Consider the following 15,453-nt stretch of genomic DNA (forward strand, 5'->3'; position numbering starts at 1 on the left):
GCGGTGCCGACCGACGACGAACTCGGGGTCGACCTCGATTTCCTTCGTGCCTCCGCGCGCGCCTTCCTGGCCGAACGCGGCGAGAAGGACTCCGTCGAGGAGCTGGCCCGGATGGACTGGACCGGCCTGCTCGTCGACGAGGCCCACGGCGGCGTGGGTTGGCGTCCCGTGGAGGCAGCCGTCGTCGCCGAGGAAATCGGTCGTGCCGGCGACCGCAGCGCGTGGTTGGGCAGCGTGGTGGCCGCAGCCGCACTCGCCACGGCTCCCGACGCCGTCCGGCGGCGCCTGCTACCCGGTGTGCTCGACGGATCCGTCACCGCCGCGGTGGCGCTGCGGACCGCAGGGGCCGGGGCGGTCCGAGTGGCCCGGGTGGACCGCAGCGAGATCCTGATGCTCTTGGCCGACGAGGGGATCGAACTCATCGACGATCTCGATGCGCTGCCGCGATACGACGACGCGGATCTGCTCGACGTGCATCGGCCCGTGCACCGGGTGGACGTCAGCGCTGCCTCGAAACGCGATATCGGTACGGCCGGGCGGTCCGCGGCGCTGCGCGGGGTGGCCCGGCTGCTCGTCAGTGCCGACTCCATCGGTGCGCTCGCGGCCACTTTCGACCGCCTGGTCAGCTATCTGAACGACCGGACCGCCTTCGGCGCGCGCATCGCCAGCTTTCAGGCCGTACAGCACCGTCTGGTGGATCTGCTGGTGCTTCAAGTCAAATCCCGCGCGATCGTCATGAAGGCCATGCGGGCGGTGGCCGTGAACGATCCGCGCGCCGCAGTGCTGACCGCGGCCGCCCATGCCTTCGTGACTGCCAACACGACCGCCGCGGTCGATGAATGCATGCAGCTGTCCGGCGGGATCGGCTTCACCTGGGAGTACCCGCTGCACCATGAGCTGCGCCGGGTCTTCGGCAACGCGCAGCTGTTCGGCACCGCCCGATCGAGCCACCGCGAACTGGGGGAGGTGGCGGGCTGGTGACCACCACGGCTGTTCGGCCCAGCGCTGAGTCATTGGCGGCGTTTCGTTCTGCGGTAAGGAAATTCATCGCCCAAAACGCGCCCGACGTGCGCGCCCGAGAAGGGCACCGAGCGCCGGTCGATGCTGCCCAGGAAGCGCTGCTGCGCAGCTGGTTCGCGGCCCTGTTCGACGCCGGATTCGTGGGTGCGGACTGGCCCGTGGAATACGGGGGCCGGGCCGATTTCCACCCCCTGCACGATCGCATCGTCAGCGAGGAGATTCTGCGCGCCCGGGCGCCGCGGCCCGTCGACCAGGTCAATCTCGCCGCACACGTACTACTGCATTACGGATCGCCGGAACAGAAGCAGACACTGCTGCCCCCCATCCGCAGCAGTGAGCACGTCTGGTGCCAGCTGTTGAGCGAGCCCGATGCGGGTAGCGATATCGCCGCCGTGCGGTGCCGCGGAGCGCAGCAGGCCGACGGCAGCTGGGAACTGCACGGCCAGAAGACCTGGATCACCGACGGGCACTGGGCGGATATGGGTCTGGCGCTGGTCCGCACCGATCCGTCGTCATCGCGTCACCACGGACTGTCGGTCTTTGCGGTCCCCCTCACCGCGGCCGGTGTCGAGGTGCGCCCTATTCGCACAGTCGGTGACGCCATCGAGGTGAACGAGGTCTTCCTCAACGGGGTCAGACTGTCGGCCGACAGTGTGGTCGGGGAGCCGGGCCAGGGCTGGTCGATCATCATGACCGGTCTGGACTTCGAACGGTTCGGCATCGGCGGTAACGTCATCTTGCTCGAACTGCTCATCGATGACCTGATCATGCTGGCCAAAGCCGGCACAGTGGGAGGTGTTCCCGCTCTGCAATGCGCCGACATTCGTCACAGATTGTCCGAACTCGCCGTCGAGGTCGAGGTGGCAAAAGCGTTCATCGATGATCACGTGGAGCGCATGATCGTCGGTGCCGACGAGGTCGGAGACGGTTCGATCGCCAAGCTGAGCTTCGCTGAGACCTATCATCGGGTATCTGCTTACGGCGCTGAGTTGGCGGCTGCCACCGAACTCGACCCATCGAGCGATTCGGCCGCCCACGGCGCCAAACAACGTCTGCGCGAATGTTGGCTGTGGTCAAGGGCGTACACCATATCCGGTGGTAGCTCGGAGATCATGCGCAATATTCTCGCCAAGCGCCGGCTGATGTTGCCGAGCCGGTGACAACGTTTTGGGGCCTGGTGGAGACCGCGGCCAGCCGGCATCCCGACCGGGTAGTGCTGATCGATGATTACGGTCGCAGCCTGACCAACGCGCAGCTGCGCGCCGCGGCACTGGGCACGGCCGCCGCCCTCACGCAGCGCGGGGTGTCCGCCGAAACCGTCGTGTCCTGGCAGTTGCCGACCACCCTGGAGACGATGGTCGTGATGGTGGCGCTGGCCCGGTTGGGTGCTGTTCAGAACCCCGTGCTGCCGATCTGGCGTTCCAGCGAGTTGGGTTTCGTGACTGCGCAGCTCGGTACCGAGGTGTTGATCATCCCCGGGGTGTGGCGGGGTTTCGACCACCGGGCACTGGCCGGTGAACTCAGCCGAGAACGGAACATGTCCGTGGTGGTCATCGACCACGAGATGCCGCTCACCGCCGGCCTGAGACTACCGGCGGGAGATCCGGCGGTACTCGGGCCGCCACCGCATTCGGCGGAATGCCCTCGCTGGGTCTATTACTCTTCGGGAACAACCGCCGCTCCCAAGGGCATTCGGCATTGTGATCGCTCGGTCATCGCCGGGGCGGCCGGCGTGATCAAGATGGTGGGCGCGTCCAGCGGAGATGTCAACCCGATCGCTTTCCCGATCTCGCACATCGGCGGTGCCGCGATGTTGGCCGCCGCTCTGTTGACCGGTATGCGGCTGGTCCTGTTCGACGTCTTCGACCCGACCGACACTCCCCGGGCGATGGCCGCCCACGGGGCGACCCTGCTGGGATCGGCCACCCCCTTCTTTGCGGCATTCATCGCCGCCCAGCGGGCGAACGGATCCGAGCCGCTGTTCGATCGACTCCGCGGGTGTGTCGGAGGGGGTGCGCCGATCACCGCCGAGCTCGGCCAGCGGGTGCGGCAGACTCTCGCGGTGGCCGGAGTGGCCAACGCCTGGGGTTTGACCGAGTTCCCGGTGGCCACATCACCGCCTCCGGACGGCGACGCCTACACCCTCGACCACACCGTCGGCAGACCCGTACCGGGCGTCGCGGTACGGGTGGTCGATGATGCCGAGCGCGAGGTGGGTGTGGGTGATGAAGGGGAGTTGCGGCTGAAAGGTCCGCAGTGCTTCCTGGGCTATGTCGACGCTGAGCTGGACGCGGACGCTTTCGACGGTGACGGCTGGTTCCGCAGCGGTGATCGGGGGCGTATCGACATCCACGGCAACGTGATCGTGACCGGCCGGATCAAGGACACGATCATCCGCAATGCGGAGAACATCTCCACGCTGGAGGTCGAGGGAGTGCTTGCCACTCATCCCGCGGTGGCCGATGTCGCTGTGATCGGGGTGCCCGACCCGCGGACCGGGGAACGGGTCTGTGCTGTCGTCGTCGCACAGGCGGCCGGGCCGGTGACGCTGGACTCGCTGGTAGCGCACTGCCGGCAGCGCGGACTGAGCGCCCACAAGGCGCCCGAGCGTCTCGAACTGGTGGAAGCGCTACCGCGCAACCTCACCGGCAAGGTCCTCAAAACCGAACTGCGTGAGCGGTTCGGGCGATCAGCAGGAGATCCGGGTCCACGCAGGGAGAAAACATCATTCGAGACATCAGAGACCTCGTAGACGACCGGGTTGCCTACGCCGCCGAACTGCAGCGGCGCTGGGGTGGCCTATTGAGCTATCGCTACATCGGCCGAAATCATGGGTCGATGAACGTCGGCCCCTCCGACGACACCGTCGCCCTACGTTCCGATATGCGTGACGAAACCGGAGCGATTCTGTTGTGCGTCTTCGGCATCGCCTCGCCCGAGGGCGGTGTTGTCTCAGATCTGGAAGCAGTCCCCAACCCGGTGGTGCACTCGTGCCAGGTTCTGGACACCGCTGCGGGCGTGACCCGCTTCGAGGTGCGCACCGAAGACTTGAAACGCGGTCGCAGCATGGCCTACAGCCGATCGCTGATCGTCGATGCCGACGAACCGGCCCGCCTGCTGGCGGTCACCGAAGGCCAGGGAGTGATCATCGGTACCCCGCCTGACGGTCTGCAGAAGATGAAGGTGGAGCCGATCGAGGTGGTCGACTCGCCGGATCTGCCGCCCTTGTGGCAGGTGTTCGGCGGCAGCCAGGTCGATGCGTGCACCTGGGTTCTGCCCGAACTTTCGGTCGAGATCGCCTCGCCGGATGCCGCGTTGCATGTGGGTCCTCAGTTCGTGCTGACTGAGACCGCGGCCCGCAGCTGCGTCGCCGATTCGGTGCGAACCGATGCATTCTTCGGCGTCTCTTCGCACACCATGTTCCTCGCCAGGGCTAAGGTCGGTCCGTTCCGCTTCGTGGCCGAATCTCTTCCCGGAGTGGACGGCACTGTTGCGGCACGCACGCGGGTCTACGACGACGGTGCTGACGGAAAGCTGGTCACCGTGGCGACACACGTGTTCAGACGGGTCTGAGGGTATGACGGGCGTTTGCCGTCACTTATGAGGAGGCTGCCGTGGCAATAACTGTGGTTCACGCCGGGACAGGATTGACCGGCCGCGAAGCTCTTCGCGGCGTGCTCGATGACCCGGACCTGGACCTGATCGGGCTACTCGTGTCTGCTCGGGACAAGGTCGGCAGAGACGCGGGCAGCTTCTGCGGACGCGGTGACACCGGTGTCTTGGCGCACGCCGATTTCGACGCCGTCCTTCGCCAGCGGCCGGACTGCGTCACGTACTGCTCGACGGCTGTGGGTCGCGAAGAAGCGGCATATGACCAGATCGCTCGGCTGTTGCAGGCGGGCATCAACGTCGTGACCATCTCGACCATCCCGATGGTCTACCCGCCCGCAGCGCCGAGTCAGTGGCGCTCATTGCTCGAATCGGCTTGCAAGCAAGGCGGTTCGACGTTCTACGCATCGGGATGTGAACCGGGGATCATCAGCATGCATCTGCCGGTCGCGCTACTGGCGGGCGCCGGTCGGATCGACAGCTACAGAATGGATGAGTACGCGGTCGGGATGGACGAGGTTTACCCGATTTGGGATGTGCTGCACGAGTCCATGGGCTTCGGAAAGCCGGACGGACACGTGCCGGCACGTATCGCGTCGGGCAAGGTCCACCACGACTGGGAACCGGTGGTGCGTTATATCGCCGATGTGCTCGGCCTGCGACTGGATTCCGTGGACCTCGAATGGGAGACATTACTGGCCCCCGACGATCTGAAGACCGCACTCGGGACGATCGGCAAGGGGACCATCTGTGGTCACCGCTGGAAGTTGGCGGGCATGGTCGACGGCCGGCCGCTGGTCTCCATCCAGTACTTCGCGACCGTGTCGTCGACACCGTGGCCCGATTCGTGGCCCAAGCCCGAGGGTGGCGCGGGAATGGTGCACCGCATCGTCGGGCGTCCCAGTCTGCGATTGCAGGTGAGCTTCGAGGAAGGGCCGGACGAGGACGCGAATCCGTCTCTGGTCTTCACCGGGCAGGCAATCGTCAACGCGATTCCACATGTCGTCGAAAGCCCGCCCGGACTGCTGGAACCGGTCCTGGGACGATCGGTTGCCACGCGAGGGTCGCGGACGGCTGTCAGGACATGACTGCGGCCCGGTTATCCCGCCGGGGAAGCTGTCGGATCACTCGTGATCGCCGGGCAGCAGGTTGCGTTTGACCACCTTGCCGACCTCGTTGCGCGGAAGCTGATCGACGAACACGATGCGCGCGGGCACCCGGTAGGGGGTCAGTCGTGCGCGGCACCAGGCATCCAGATCCTGCACGGTCACTGTGTCGTCAAGACGAACCACGAACGCCCACGGCACCTCACCGACACGCTCGTCGGGGACGCCGACGACGGCGGCCTCCTGCACCCCCGCCGCGGACAGCAGAACATCCTCCACGGTGCCCGGGAACACCTTCAACCCGCCGCGGTTGATCATGTCCGACACTCTGCCGTCGAGCCAGAGGAATCCGTCGTCGTCGAACCAGCCGAGATCGCCGGTGCGAAACCAGCCGTCGGCGGTGAGCCGGTCCCAAAACGCCGGGTCGATTTTGCGGGCCTTCGTCGTCGGAGTGCGCACCAGCACTTCGTCATCGGCGATCATGACATCGATCCCCGGCAACGGGCGCCCGACGGACCCCAGTTTGGTCTCACCCCATTCGCGGGCGTCAGCGGCTGACCAGCCGACCACCTCGCCGCCGAGTTCGGTCTGACCGTAGGAGTTGAGCACCACGACCCCGAACTTGTCGCGGAAGGCCGCGGCGTGGATCGGAGACAACGGGGCGGTGACCGATCGCACGATCGTCAGTGGTGACAGGTCGGTCACCGTCGTCTCGTGCAGCACCATGGTCAACGCGGCCGGCGGCAGCACGGTGGAGCGCAACCGGTGTCGCTTGACCAGCATGGCGAAATCTCGTGGTGTGAAGCGCTCCATCAGCACCACACCGGAGCCTGCGCGGAACGCGAACAGCACCTGGTAGATACCCGCCCACAACGACAGCGACAGGGGTACCAGATTCGGCATCGGCGCCCGTTTGGCCCTGGGGGCGTTCGAATTTCCCCGAAGTTTGCTCAGCAGGCGGTCGATGAGATCGAGCACCGTGGCGTGCCGCAGCGGCACCGGCTTCGGCTTCCCGGTGGTGCCCGAGGTGAACTGCAGCAGTGCGACGTCGGCGTCGTATTGCCGGGGGTCGTTCGGGCCGGCGCCGTCGGCAGACAGCTGCCAGGCCGGCCCGTTGTCGGTGATCACCGGCAGTCCGCAAGCGGCGAAGCGATGCGCCGACTCCGCTGTGGTGACCACGGCGACCGGCCGCAGGGTAGCCAGCTGCTCGGCAAGTTCTGCGTCGGCCGCCCGCGGATTGAGCGGGGTATAGACGCCGCCGGCGAGCCAGGTGCCGAAAAGCGCCGCGACGGTGATGGCGTCGTTGGGCAGCATCGCCGCCACCACCTGCCCGGTCTGCAATCCTGCGGCAGTCAGCAGGTCGCCGAGCAACTGGGCTCCGCCGATCAGTTGTTCGCGGCTGACGTCGTGATCGACGGTATGCACAGCGATGGGCGGCAGACCGTCGAGCAGCTGCGCCAGGCTCATGAATCCGGCTCCAACGGAAGCCATTGCGGGGAGCGTTTGTCGGCGAAGGCGCGCGGGCCCTCGTCTTGGTCGGGGTGACCCCACATCGATGTCAGGTGTTTGGCGCCTTCCCGGCACGCGTCGGTCAACCCGTACTCCAGGGCGCCCCACAGTGCGCGCTTGGTGGCGCGCATCGCCGCCGGCGAGTTTTGGGCGATCTTCTCCGCGAGTTCCTGGGCGACGTCGCGCAGCTTCTCCGGTGGATCGACGACCTGGCTGATCATGCCGAGTTGGTGGGCGCGCTGCGCGGTGAGTCGCTCGTGGCTGCCGACCAGCGCCATCCGCAGCACGGCCTCGGCGGGCATCTTGCGCATCAGCGCGATGGTCTCCAGCGCGCTGACCTGACCGATCGAGACATGGGGATCGACGAAAGTCGCATCGGCGGAGGCGATGACGATGTCGGCGTCGGCGACCCAGTGCAGGCCGCCACCTGCGCACACGCCGTTGACCGCGGTGATGACCGGCTTGCCGACGTTGCAATGCCAGGCGGTGAGCCCGAGGTCGAGGGAGGACATCGTCTCCCCGAACTGCTCGGCTGTCCCTTCGTCGAGTTCCTCGACGTCGGTGCCCACCTGGAACGCGCGGCCGTTGCCGGTGTGCACGATGACCCGGACGCTGGTGTCAGCGTCGAGTTCAGCCCATGCCCTGCGGAACTCCTGGCGCATGAGCAGGTCATAGGCGTTGAGTCGCTCGGGACGGTTGTTGATGATCCAACCGACCGGTCCGCGACGCTCTACGATCAGCCGCTGGTAAGTCATGACACCTCCGAAGAACCCATGCGCCGGATCGCCTCTGCCGCTTCGCGGCGGGCTTGAGTCAGTCCGACTTCCAACGACCGCCACAGCGCCTGCTTGGTCACTCGCATCGCAGTCGGGCAGTTGGTCGCGATCGCTGCGGCCAACGTGCCCGCCGCGGTGCGCAGCCGGTCTTGCGCGACGACCTCCGATACGATGCCCAGTTCGTAGGCGCGTTGTGCGGAGATACGTTCGCCTCGACCGCTCAACGCCATTCGGGTTATCCCCTCCATCGGCGATTTGCGCAACAGGGTGATCGCTTCGTAGGCGACGGCCTGCCCGACGGAAACGTGTGGGTCGACGAAGGAGGCGCACTCGGCGGCGATCACGATATCGGCGTCGGCGACCAGATGCAGCCCGCCGCCGGCGCACACGCCGTTCACCGCGGCGATCACCGGTTTCCAGACATCGCAGTGCCAAGACGAGATCTTCAGCTCGGCGTCCCGGGTCCGCCGGGAGTGCTTGCGCATGGCGTCCCTGTCGCGCGCCACCTGTACGACGTCCATGCCGGTGCAGAACGCCTTTCCGTTGGCGGTGTTGACGATCACCCGAACGTCGGGGTCGGCCTCGAGGTCAGCCCAGGCGTGTTCGAGCTCGTCGAGCATCAGCGCATCAAAGGCGTTGCCGGCCTCCGGGCGGTTCAGGATGAGCCAGCCGATGCCGCCGCTCTTCTGCACAATCAGCCGTTCGTAGTCGGTCACGATCGCGGAATGTCCTTCCACGGCTTTCCCTTCCAGGGATCGGGCTCCTTGGGCAGTCCGAGCACCCGTTCGCCGAGGATGTTCTTGTTGATATCGGTGGTGCCGCCCTCGGTGCCGTTGGCCAGACTGCGCATCCAGCCCTGGACGTCCCGCGGCAGCGCGTCGTCGTCATCGGAGCGGGGCCAGGCGATCGAAGCGGTGCCGGCCAGGTCGACGATGAGATCCTGAATCTGCTGGTTGAGCGTGGCCTGGTGGACCTTTCCGATAGACGACGCGGCGCCGGGTGACTGGCCGGCCGCCAGCGCCTGCCGTACCCGGGCGTTGGTCCAGCCGCGTACCTGTTCCTGCGCCCATAGACGCATCACCTTGGTGCGGATGACGGGATCGGCCCAGCGGCCGGTCTCCTGCGCCAATGCGATCAACCGCTGCGCGCTGGAACCGCCGAGCCGGCCCATGCCGCCGGAGCCCGATCCCGAAACCATCTGGCGCTCGACCGACAGCGTCGATGCGCTGACCCGCCAGCCGTCGTTGAGGTCGCCCACCCGGTGCGCATCAGGAACCCGCGCGCCGTCTAGGAACACCTCGTTGAACTCGCGCTCACCGGTGATCTGACGCAACGGGCGCACGTCGACACCGGATTGGTGCATATCGAGCAGAAAGTAGGTGATGCCCCGATGTTTTGGCAGTTCGGGATCGGTGCGCGCCAGCAAGATCCCGAAATCGGCCTCATCGGCCCAGGTCGTCCAGACCTTCTGACCGGTGATCACCCATTCGTCGCCGTCGCGTACCGCGCGAGTGGCCAGTGAAGCCAGGTCCGAGCGGCACCGGGCTCGCTGAACAGCTGGCACCACTTCTCCTCGTTCCGCACGATGGGGGGCAGGAACCGCAAGCGCTGCTGTTCGGTCCCGTGACTGAACAGAGCCGCCGCCGTGTTGTTGAGGCCCAACGGGTTCAGGCGCGTCAACCGCAGTGGGGCGAGCGCGGTTTCGATGGCGCGCGCCACGTCGCCGGAGACCCCCAGCCCACCGTGCTCCGGCTGCCAGCCCGGCACGACCAGGCCGGATGAGGCGAAGGTGGGATACCACCGCCGGTAGGCGTCCGCGGTGCGGACGGTGCGCAGTGCCCGCGGACCTTCGGCCGCCGCGGCGCGCCAGTGTTCAGGCACCTCGGCCCGTATCCATTGCTCAACTGTGGCTACCGCTTGTTCTGCGGTGCTCGAGGCGTCGATCGGCAGTGTCATCGACCCTGAAACTCCGCTTCCCGCTTCTCCCGGAAGGCCGCCAGGCCCGCTTTGAAGTCGTCACTGCGGGTCGCCAGTTCCAGAGCCATGGCTTCGTTGTGGAGGTGCCGGTCGAGGTCCAGTCCGTTCCCGCTCTGTAGCAGCCATTTGGTGAGGCCCAGCGCGACCGTCGGCCCGGTCGCGATCCGGTTCGTGAACTCGTCGGCAGCGGCAGCCAGATCGGTTGGGGCGTGGGCCTCGTGGATGATCTCCCATGCTGCGGCCTGAGCACCGGAGAGCTCCTCGCCGAGCATCAGTAGTCGGCGGGTGCGCACCATCCCGATCAGGCGGGGCAGCAGCCATGCGGCGCCGCTGTCCGGACTCAGACCGCGGGCCATGAACGGTTCCCAGAATTTCGTGTCGTCGGCGGCCAGGCAGAAGTCGGATGCCAGGGCGATATGGAACCCGAGTCCGGCAGCCCAGCCGTGCACCACCGAGACGATCGGCACCTGCGTCTCGAGCATCAGCGGGATGAGCCGGTTGGCCTTATTCGGCAGTCTGCGCTGGGTGGCGCCGACGCGCGGTTTGCGTGCAAAAGGTGCGGTCGTTGTGATCAGGTCCGACCCCGCGCAGAAGTCCGGCCCGTTGGCGTCGATGCGGATGACGCGCACCTCTTCGTCGGTACCGGCTGCCGCGACGTGGGCCACCAGGGCGTCGAGGACTACATCGTCGATCGCGTTGCGCCGCTCGGCACGGTCGAGGGTCAGGCGCAACTCGTGGCCCCGGTGTTCTACCACGAGGCCCGGGACGCCGGCGTAGGTCATCAGCGGCTCAATCCTGCGCGAACCGCGCCGACACCGCGGTCAGCAGTTGGGTGAGGTCGGTTGCTCCGCCGGGCGGATCGGGTAGCCGGACCGGACCTCGTTCACGGCTGGGCAGCAGGACGGTGGCATGGCCCGGCGCGGTGATTTCGCCTCGGTGGTTGGTGGCCGCCAATTCCAATTCGACGGCCGGCCGGTCCCCCTCGGCGAGGAACTTGCGCACCACGGTCCCTGAGATGGTGTGCAGGTCGCCGACGTAGTTGAACAGCCGGAACTCGCAGTCCAATTTCCACAGCCAGGCGTCATCGCCCATCCAATCGGTGCACAGATGGATGAGCCACGTCTCGCGCATCCGGCCATAGTCGAACGTGGTCGGGTTTCCGGCGCCGCGGGCAGCATCGGGGTCCCAGTGGACGCGCTGCGCAACATCGGGCACACCTTGCTCATTGGGCGTGTAGAACCGGGGAATTCGCTGCCGGTTGCGCCATGCCAGCCGTAGCGGTCGCACACCGTACATACCGGTGCCCATGCCGACGTGCCAGCAGACCATGTCGGTGACGGTCAGTGGCCCCTTGGTCAGCGGCCCGACGGCGTCACCCTCCCGGACGTCTTCCCACCATCGCGGCTCGGACCCGCGCGGGGCCTCCTCGGGTACCGCGCGTCGATCTCGGTGATCTCCTCCGGTGTCCAGGTCTTGAGCTCGACCCCCTGGTATTTCTTGCGACCGCGGGCCTTGCTGCGTTCGGTGCGGATCATGTTGCGGTACTGGCCTCCGAGGATGGTTCCCTCGTCGTCGCGGAAGACCTGCGCCGTCCACTCGTGGACGGCGCGCTCGGCGAAATCGCTGGTCTTGTCGAGTGCTGCCACCAGGGCGTTGCGCCGATAGACGCGATGTCCTGCTCGCAGCGGCGCCCACCATTCCCGCGACGATGACGCGTAGAAGGCGTGTACACCCGCAGCGGGTCGCCCTTGGTGAGCGCGCGGTCCGCCTCGGACAGCTCGGTGACTTCGTCCTCTCCGATCACGGTGTCACCGCCTATCAGCGGCGGCGGCGCGATCGGTTCGCCCCAAACCGATTTGGACGCATAGTCGGGATCGCACCACAGTGGATTTCCGTCGCCGTAGCTCTCCGCGGCATGGCGAAAGGCGTCTTCGTTGGGACGCCGGTAGTGCGGTGGCTGCGGGTTGGGGACGGCGATGCCGATGGTGGCCCGCAGCCGTTCCAGCGCCTCATCGGTGATTTGGCCGGTGCCGGTCATCGCGCAACCTCCTCATGGCGCATGCACTTGGTCGAGACCAAAGTGAGAATTAAGATACCCGAAAACGGAAAGCGACGTTAACGTAGGGCGGGTTTGGATGCCGGAAGAACCGATCGGGATCAATTACGACGTGGGGTCCGACAATGTGGGCCGCATCGTCATAGACCGCCCAGACGTCGGAAACTCTTTGTCGCCATTGGCTCGAGATGCGCTCGCCGACGTCCTGATCAGTGCACACGCAGACCCCGGAGTTCGAGCGGTACTCTTGGCGTCAACGGGTTCGCGGCACTTCTGTACCGGTGCGGGCTTGGCATCGGCACCAGCCGATACGTCCAGGCAGCTTCCCCCCGACCGGCGTCCGGGTGATATTGCGCGCCAACTGGCGCACGGCTGGCAACGGTTGGTGGGCGCTGTCCTCGACTGTGACAAACCGGTTGTGGCGGCATTCAGCGGAACAGCGTTAGGTGGCGGTGCCAGTCTGGTGCTGGCGTGCGATCTGGTGGTGATGGGGCAGCAGTCGGCGTTGGTCGAGGGATTCGTGCATCGCGGGATCGTGCCCGACTCCGGGGCCGTGCACCTGCTGACCAGGATCGTCGGCCTGCGTAAGGCCACCGAACTGCTGATGTTGGGTCAGCCGGTGGATGCCGAGGAGTGTTTGCGGCTGGGTCTGGTGAACCGCGTAGTGCCCGCCGACGAGGTGCACCAGGCCGCGGACGCCCTGGCGGTACAGCTGGCGGCGGGGCCGTCGGTGATGCTTGCCCTGACCAAGCGCCTGCTCGCGGTTTCGGCGGAGTCGCCGCGGGAGCGTGGGTTCGAGCAGGAGGCATGGGCGGCCGAACTGAACTCCCGCACAGCTGATCTGCACGAAGGTCTGCAGTCCTTCGCCGAGCGCCGGTCGCCGCGGTTCCGCGGGCGCTGAGCGTGCCTTCAGCCGGCGGCGGGCCCGCCCCGGATGGTGAACGACGAGCTGTCGTCGATCTGGTCGATCGCGGCGGCCACGCCTTCGGCGGTCAGGGCGGGGTCCTCGATTCCTTTCGTCACGCCGATGAACACCCGAGACACCTTGCCGGCGCCGACCGAATAGATATGGGCCGTGCGCTCACAGCTGCGGTGCGCCAGATACACCACCACCGGGGTGACCAACTCCGGGTCCATCGCCTTGGCCGCCTCGCCCATGATGTCCTCGGTCATCCGGGTCCGCGCGATGGGCGCGATGGCGTTGACGGTGATGCCGTTGCGTGCCCCCTCGATCGCCAGCACATGCATCATTCCGACCAGGCCCATCTTGGCGGCCCCATAGTTGGTCTGTCCGAAGTTGCCGAAAAGACCGGTGCCCGAAGTGGTATGCACTATCCGGCCGTAGTTCTGCTCCCGCATGATCGGCCACACTGCGCGGGTCACGTTGAACGCGCCGGTGAGATGTACGGCAATCACTGCGCCGAACTGGTCGGCTGTCATGTTCTTGAAGGCGGCGTCGCGCAGAATCCCGGCATTGTTGACCAGGATGTCGACGCGCCCGTAAGCCTCCAGTGCCGCCGTGACGATGGCCTCACCACCCGCCTCGGTGGCCACCGAATCGGCGTTCGCTATGGCTGTTCCCCCCTCCGCGGTGATCTCGTCCACAACGCGCTGGGCCACCGACTCGGAGGCGCCGCTGCCGTCGACTGCGCTGCCGAGGTCGTTCACCACAACCCGGGCCCCGCGGCGCGCCAGTTCGATCGCGTGGCAGCGGCCGAGCCCTCCGCCGGCACCGGTGACGATGGCTACCTGGTTGTCGAATGCAAGTGTCATGGGTGAGAGGTTACATTCGCAGTATCGAGAATTATTGTTTGCATCGGAGGATCTCATGACGTGCCCGACCGGTCTTCTGGGCAATGCGGGGCCGCGCGCCGCCGGACTGCGGCGCGCTATCGGGCCGCCGGGCATTGGTCGCAGCAGTCGCTGGACCTTGTACACGACACTGCGGCAAGGCATCCCGAGAGGATCGCATTGATCGATCGGGGCGAACAGATCAGCTTTGCTGAACTGGACGGCCGCATCGACAGGATATGCCGGGAGCTGACCGGGGCTGGCGCGGCGCCGGGGAGTGCGGTTGTCGTGGTGGCCGGCAACGACGTCGACTCGGTGGCCGCCGTGCACGCGGTTCAGCGTTGTGATGCCGTCGTGCTGCTGGTGCCACGCAGCGCCGGCGCTGCGCAGATCGCTCAGATCATTGATCGCACCGGGGCATCGTTCGGTTTGGCGCCGAACTGGCCGACGGCGGCCGAAGAGCTGGCCACGAGGTGCAGGTGGATCGCGAGCTCAGAGGGTGACTCGTTCAGGGCACCGGCACCGCATCGGCCCCACCGGCCCGCCGATGAACCGTCGTTTGTGCTGTACACCTCGGGGACCACCGCCGAGCCCAAGGGGGTGGTGCACTCGCTGAGCACCCTGCACAAGGCGTCCGCCAACTACATCGCCGCCGCCGGACTGGGGCCGGCGGACCGGATCTTCCTGATCAGCCCGCTGGCGTCTGTCACCGGTGTGGTGCAGGCCTTGTTCATCGGTCCCATGCTTGCGGCGCCGATCGTGCTGGAGGACCGTTGGGATCCCGCGGGGACGTGCGACTTCCTATTGTCCAGCGGGGCGACGTGGTACGGCGGACCCGACCGCCTGCTGGACCGGCTGCTCGACGAGGCGGTGGCACGGGAAAGTCCGGTGCCGCTGCGTGCGGTATATCTTGGCGGCACCATGCTCGACCCACGGATCGTCGAACGCGTCGAGGATGACTTCGGCATCGTCGTGATGCGAGCGTATGGATCCTCGGAGGTCCCGGTCAGCACCTCCGGGCAGCGGACGGACGCCCGGCAGGTGCGACATGCCGACGACGGAGTGCCGCTGGCCGATGTCGAGGTGCGACTGGGTTCGAGCGGGGATTCGGCGGAGTGTTGCATCCGTGGTCCGCACACCTTTCTGGGTTATACCGATCCCGCCGCCGACGACAACGCCTTCGACGGAGAGTGGTTCCGCACCGGCGACGTCGCCGAGGTCGACGGCGGACGGGTCCGCATCGTGGGGCGGATCAAGGACATCGTGATCCGCAACGGGATGAAGATTCCCGCTGCCGAGGTCGAGCAGGCGGTGGCCGCGATAGCCGGTGTCGGCGAATGCGCGGCGTACTCGGTTCCCGATGCGACCACCGGAGAGCGATTGGCCCTGGCTCTGGTGCTCGACGGCGACGCGGAGTTGTCGCTGGCAGAGTTGACTGCGGCGCTGGTGTCGGCCGGACTGCCCAAGTACAAGCTGCCCGAGGAATTGGTGTTCTGGGATCAGCCGCTGCCGGTCAATGCCAACGGCAAGGTGGCGCGCAACAGGTTGCACGAGCATGCGGCCGGTCGGCCACGGGTGGTGGCCGACCGCCTGGTCGCAGCAGATTGAT

The 15,453-nt window shown here is 66.8% G+C and carries 12 protein-coding genes and 2 pseudogenes; 7 read left to right on the forward strand and 7 right to left on the reverse strand.

Features of this window, described 5'->3' with window-relative positions; all coding sequences use genetic code 11:
* The first annotated feature begins 3 nt into the window (after positions 1-3).
* The 5 genes from G6N14_RS20350 to G6N14_RS20370 are packed head-to-tail and all read left to right on the forward strand — an operon-like array spanning position 4 to position 5,717.
* Positions 4-981 carry an acyl-CoA dehydrogenase family protein gene (locus G6N14_RS20350; protein ID WP_085136594.1) on the forward strand — a complete coding sequence of 326 codons (978 nt, stop codon included), beginning with the start codon at positions 4-6 and terminating at the stop codon, positions 979-981.
* Positions 978-2,180 carry an acyl-CoA dehydrogenase family protein gene (locus G6N14_RS20355; protein ID WP_085136595.1) on the forward strand — a complete coding sequence of 401 codons (1,203 nt, stop codon included), beginning with the start codon at positions 978-980 and terminating at the stop codon, positions 2,178-2,180. Before G6N14_RS20350 ends, G6N14_RS20355 begins: the two co-directional genes overlap by 4 nt.
* Positions 2,177-3,772: a class I adenylate-forming enzyme family protein gene (locus G6N14_RS20360; RefSeq protein ID WP_085136596.1), complete on the forward strand. Its 1,596-nt coding sequence runs from the start codon at positions 2,177-2,179 to the stop codon at positions 3,770-3,772. The genes G6N14_RS20355 and G6N14_RS20360 overlap by 4 nt, the downstream gene beginning before the upstream one ends.
* Complete coding sequence (locus G6N14_RS20365) at positions 3,745-4,593, forward strand: hypothetical protein (protein WP_085136597.1); 849 nt, start codon at positions 3,745-3,747, stop codon at positions 4,591-4,593. Before G6N14_RS20360 ends, G6N14_RS20365 begins: the two co-directional genes overlap by 28 nt.
* A 41-nt stretch (positions 4,594-4,634) precedes the next feature.
* Positions 4,635-5,717: a dihydrodipicolinate reductase gene (locus G6N14_RS20370; RefSeq protein WP_179960856.1), complete on the forward strand. Its 1,083-nt coding sequence runs from the start codon at positions 4,635-4,637 to the stop codon at positions 5,715-5,717.
* 36 nt (positions 5,718-5,753) lie between these two features.
* Here the strand turns inward: G6N14_RS20370 and G6N14_RS20375 are convergent, their stop codons facing one another.
* The 6 genes and pseudogenes from G6N14_RS20375 to G6N14_RS21395 form a co-directional block, all read right to left on the reverse strand.
* Positions 5,754-7,202: a class I adenylate-forming enzyme family protein gene (locus G6N14_RS20375; protein WP_085136598.1), complete on the reverse strand. Its 1,449-nt coding sequence runs from the start codon at positions 7,200-7,202 to the stop codon at positions 5,754-5,756.
* Complete coding sequence (locus G6N14_RS20380; RefSeq protein ID WP_085136599.1) at positions 7,199-7,999, reverse strand: enoyl-CoA hydratase/isomerase family protein; 801 nt, start codon at positions 7,997-7,999, stop codon at positions 7,199-7,201. The genes G6N14_RS20375 and G6N14_RS20380 overlap by 4 nt, the downstream gene beginning before the upstream one ends.
* A complete protein-coding gene (locus G6N14_RS20385; RefSeq protein ID WP_109559890.1) occupies positions 7,996-8,736 on the reverse strand; it encodes an enoyl-CoA hydratase/isomerase family protein in 741 nt (246 codons plus the stop codon). Before G6N14_RS20385 ends, G6N14_RS20380 begins: the two co-directional genes overlap by 4 nt.
* Positions 8,733-9,976, reverse strand: a pseudogene (locus G6N14_RS20390) (acyl-CoA dehydrogenase family protein). The gene G6N14_RS20385 and the pseudogene G6N14_RS20390 overlap by 4 nt, the downstream one beginning before the upstream one ends.
* The gene (locus G6N14_RS20395) at positions 9,973-10,779 is read right to left on the reverse strand and encodes an enoyl-CoA hydratase/isomerase family protein (RefSeq protein WP_085136601.1); all 807 of its coding nucleotides are present in this window, start codon (positions 10,777-10,779) and stop codon (positions 9,973-9,975) included. Before G6N14_RS20395 ends, G6N14_RS20390 begins: the two are co-directional and overlap by 4 nt.
* A gap of 7 nt (positions 10,780-10,786) precedes the next feature.
* A pseudogene (locus tag G6N14_RS21395) lies at positions 10,787-12,035 on the reverse strand (hypothetical protein).
* Positions 12,036-12,132: 97 nt separating this feature from the next.
* On the opposite strand from G6N14_RS21395, the gene G6N14_RS20405 reads away from it, so the two are divergent.
* Positions 12,133-12,954 carry an enoyl-CoA hydratase/isomerase family protein gene (locus tag G6N14_RS20405; protein ID WP_085136603.1) on the forward strand — a complete coding sequence of 274 codons (822 nt, stop codon included), beginning with the start codon at positions 12,133-12,135 and terminating at the stop codon, positions 12,952-12,954.
* A gap of 8 nt (positions 12,955-12,962) precedes the next feature.
* Here the strand turns inward: G6N14_RS20405 and G6N14_RS20410 are convergent, their stop codons facing one another.
* A complete protein-coding gene (locus G6N14_RS20410; RefSeq protein ID WP_085136604.1) occupies positions 12,963-13,826 on the reverse strand; it encodes an SDR family NAD(P)-dependent oxidoreductase in 864 nt (287 codons plus the stop codon).
* Positions 13,827-13,886: 60 nt separating this feature from the next.
* On the opposite strand from G6N14_RS20410, the gene G6N14_RS20415 reads away from it, so the two are divergent.
* Complete coding sequence (locus G6N14_RS20415) at positions 13,887-15,452, forward strand: class I adenylate-forming enzyme family protein (protein WP_163787281.1); 1,566 nt, start codon at positions 13,887-13,889, stop codon at positions 15,450-15,452.
* The last annotated feature ends 1 nt before the right edge of the window (position 15,453 follow it).

The sequence above is a fragment of the Mycolicibacter hiberniae genome (assembly GCF_010729485.1).
Lineage (GTDB): Bacteria > Actinomycetota > Actinomycetes > Mycobacteriales > Mycobacteriaceae > Mycobacterium > Mycobacterium hiberniae.

Excerpts from the sequence above, each read along its gene's own strand:
- G6N14_RS20395 (WP_085136601.1), bottom strand. The coding sequence starts at position 10,779 with ATGACCTACGCCGGCGTCCCGGGCCTCGTGGTAGAACACCGGGGCCAC.
- G6N14_RS20375 (WP_085136598.1), bottom strand. The coding sequence starts at position 7,202 with ATGAGCCTGGCGCAGCTGCTCGACGGTCTGCCGCCCATCGCTGTGCAT.
- G6N14_RS20380 (WP_085136599.1), bottom strand. The coding sequence starts at position 7,999 with ATGACTTACCAGCGGCTGATCGTAGAGCGTCGCGGACCGGTCGGTTGG.
- G6N14_RS20410 (WP_085136604.1), bottom strand. The coding sequence starts at position 13,826 with ATGACACTTGCATTCGACAACCAGGTAGCCATCGTCACCGGTGCCGGC.
- G6N14_RS20405 (WP_085136603.1), top strand. The coding sequence starts at position 12,133 with ATGCCGGAAGAACCGATCGGGATCAATTACGACGTGGGGTCCGACAAT.